The 3669-nt window shown below is 42.6% G+C and carries 4 protein-coding genes; all 4 read left to right on the forward strand.

Annotated features, from left to right (window positions below; genetic code table 11):
• Window positions 1–1310: glycoside hydrolase family 28 protein (locus AC37HE_RS07130; RefSeq protein WP_500782115.1), on the forward strand; the 1310-nt coding region annotated here is incomplete at its 5' end.
• Window positions 1311–1679: 369 nt separating this feature from the next.
• Window positions 1680–2435, forward strand: a complete 756-nt coding sequence (locus AC37HE_RS07135) for an NYN domain-containing protein (protein WP_500782116.1) — start codon at window positions 1680–1682, stop codon at window positions 2433–2435.
• 36 nt (window positions 2436–2471) lie between these two features.
• Entirely contained in the window at window positions 2472–3179 is a 708-nt protein-coding gene (locus tag AC37HE_RS07140; protein ID WP_500782117.1) for a DUF434 domain-containing protein, read from the forward strand.
• Window positions 3180–3402: 223 nt separating this feature from the next.
• Window positions 3403–3669, forward strand: a 267-nt coding sequence (locus tag AC37HE_RS07145) for a hypothetical protein (RefSeq protein ID WP_500782118.1), incomplete at its 3' end; no start/stop codon positions are given.

Below are 3669 nucleotides of genomic sequence, written 5' to 3' on the forward strand. Positions count from 1 at the left end.
ACATTGATGCCCAGGATAATTGTTTCCCCACAGACAAAGTCGATGAAATCGTTTCGCGTATTCAACTTCCCCAAATCCCTGCCTTCAACATAAATGTCGTTAGCCTGGGGGCAATCGGCGATTCGGTACATAATTGCAAACCTGCCTTTGACAAGGCAATGGCTTTGTGCAAAAGCCACAACGGAGGTACCATTATTGTTCCTAAAGGCACCTATAAACTCGATGGCCCAATCCACTTTGTGAGCAAGGTCAAGCTGGTGGTCGAAGAAGGAGCTACAATTCGTTTCAGCGATAATCCGGAATTTTACCTGCCCTTAGTTTTGACCAGTTGGGAAGGGACCATGCTCTTTAATTACAGCCCGCTTATTTATGCTTACGATTGTCACGACATTGCGATTACCGGCAAAGGAACAATTGATGGTGAAGGCGACAAGATTTGGGATAGCTATAAAGAAAAAGAAATGGCCGACAAAATGTTGAGTCGCGATATGAATCACCAGGGGATTCCCCTTACGGATCGGAAATTTGGAGAAGGCCATTTTTTGAGGCCACAGTTGATTCAGTTTTTCAATTGTAAAAATATCCTGGTTGAGAATATTCACATCGAAAATTCACCATTCTGGTGTCTGCACCTGCTGAAGTCTCAAAGCATTACAGTCCGCGGCGTAAAATATAAATCGCTGAACCATAACAACGATGGCATTGACCCGGAATATGCCAAAGATGTTCTGATCGAAGATATCACCTTCGATAACGGCGATGACAACATTGCCATTAAAGCCGGTCGGGATCATGAAGGCCGGAAGAATAATGACACGCCCAGTGAAAATATCGTCATCCGAAATTGTAGTTTCAAGGGTTTACATGGTGTTGTGCTTGGCAGCGAAATGTCGGCCGGGATTAAGAATGTCTATATTGACAGTTGTAAAACCGGCGGCTATTTAAAACGAGGCATTTATTTTAAAACCAATGCCGACAGAGGTGGATTTATAACCCATGTTTATGTCCGAAATTTACGACTGGATGAGGTTGAAGATTGCCTTTATATTACCGCCAATTTCCTGGGTGAAGGAAGCGGATTTCCTGCAGATATTTCGGATATCTGTTTCTCGGATATTAAATGCCGGAAAGCAAGTGGAACCGCCATTGTAATCCAGGGATATCCGGAAAAGAAAGTGCGCAATGTTCAACTTCGTAACATTGAAGTTCAATCAGCCAAAAACGGCATGACGATCGTTAATACGGAGAATGTAGGGATCGAAGATATCGTCATCGGTGAAAAAGCGACTGTTCCTACAGCATTGAAATAAATTGATGGGAAATCCATCTCGTCAGTTGTGAATCCCCCACTAGCGCAAATCTTTGATTCGTATGTTGTTTGGAACACACTTTCCCATCGGGAAAAGATAACAATAGCATCGGAAGCTTCATTGATTTCCTTTCCCCGTAGGGGATTCATTGATTCCCTTACGGGAAATCGAATTTCCGGCAGCTGAAAAGTTATTTCTATTTATATCCGAACAAATCGGGCTTAACCCGGGGGTGCTTGATGGCAATTCTGCCGGTGTTATGCGATTCCTTTCGTAGGGTATGATTAATTCAATTCTGATTTTGTAAATTTAGGAAATAACCATTCGATGCCTGCCGAACAAAAAGAACCGGAAAAACAAGAAGAAACAATGAATGTAAATCTAGCTGTACTAATTGATGGCGACAATATTCCTTCTGCCTATGTGAAAGAGATGATGGAAGAGATTGCCAAATATGGTAATCCAACCATTAAACGAATATACGGAGACTGGACAAATCCCAGTCTCTCGAAATGGAAAAACATGCTTCTGGAGCATGCTATTACACCCATCCAACAATATGCCTATACAACCGGGAAAAATGCAACCGATTCTGCTATGATTATTGATGCCATGGATATCTTATATTCTGAAAGAGTGAATGGCTTTTGTATTGTATCGAGCGACAGTGATTTTACACGCCTGGCAACCCGCTTACGTGAGGCTGGTATGCAGGTGATTGGTATTGGTGAGAAAAAGACTCCGAATCCGTTTATCGTTGCCTGCGACAAGTTCATTTATATTGAAATTTTGAAAAACAAAGCGAAGGAGAAAGAATCAGAAGAAGAAAAGGGAACCGAGAAAGAATCGTTTGAGAAGATCACGGCCAAAGACATCAGACTGATTGCCGATACGATTAACGACCTGTCGGATGATGAAGGCTGGGCGTTTCTGGGCGATGTTGGTAGCTTGCTGCAAAAAAAGCGACCGAACTTTGATCCCCGGAATTATGGTTTTCAAAAGTTAACTCCGTTGATTAGTTCAACCGGTAAATTTGAGATTGAGCAACGGGAAAATCAAAAGGGTAGGTATAAGCTCATCTATGTTCGTAATAAAGAAAAGAGCCGGGCGCGCAGTCATAAATAAGCCGGCTTCAGAAGACTTTTAAAAAAGGCAGAACCCTTGAATACAAGAAACAGAGGTAAACAAGCGAGCGATGATAAGTGGTTTGCTCCGGAGAAGCATCCTTTAATTACGGATGCAGTCAATGATTTGTGTTATTTGTTGAGTCGGGGGTATAGCGAAAGCGCCGCATTACAGCTGGTTGGGAATCGGTATAAACTACACAAACGGCAACGAATGGCGGTGTTGAGAGTAAGTTGCAGCGATCAGGAAATCCTAAGCCGAAATAAAACAAGTTGCACTGCAGTTGAATTGAAAGACAAGCTTGTTGAGATAGACGGATTTAACTTGCTAATCCTGTTGGAGAGTGTGCTGTCGGGGGCCTATGTTTTTAAAGGACGGGATGGCTTGTTCCGCGACCTGGCGAGCGTTCATGGTTCCTACAAACGCGTGATTAAAACAGAGAATGCTATTCTGTTAGTTGGAAATAGCTTGAAGAAGCTGGAGGTAAATTCTGTAAAATGGTATTTAGATCAACCGGTTTCGAACAGTGGACGATTAAAAACACGCCTATTGGAGATTAGTCAGGAAAACGAATTTGGCTGGACGGTGGAGCTGGTTTTCAATCCGGATAAAATACTCAGTCAGAGTCCCGGTATTGTTATTTCGTCGGATGGCTGGATCCTCGATCGTGTACAACAGTGGTTCAACCTGGGGGCTTTCCTCATCGACAAAAGCATTACCGGTGCTAATGTCCTCACATTTTGAAGTGCAGATTGGTTAAGGAGAATAGTATCTCCCGTAGAGGAAGATAGATGGATTCCAGTTTAGATCAACAGAGAACTGACCGGGTGACTTTTGAGTCACCCGGTCAGTTTGTTTACATTGGGAAACGAGCGGCAGAAGAACATGCTGTTCATTTCAATCTTCCAACAATTCCATTTCCTTTTTCGTAGAAAAGTCCTGTAGGAAAACCAAAGATCAAGGAGTTGTGAAAAAAAGCTTAATGGTTATTGTTTTGTCGGTTTGTTTTGTTGCTTGCACATCAACTACCCGGTTAACGAATAGAGCAATCGGTTATGCCCTTATTACGGAAAAAGAGAACACGGTTGAGGCAAGACTGGGATTGCCTGCAAGAACAATCCCTTTACCTCATGGTGAAAAAGTTTTGATCTATGAATATTATAGTTACATGCCTGATGGTCGTCGGGATAAAAGATCAAAAAGTTACCGGGTGGATGAATATGGCGAAAGTCAT

Source organism: Mangrovibacterium sp. (assembly GCF_059905295.1).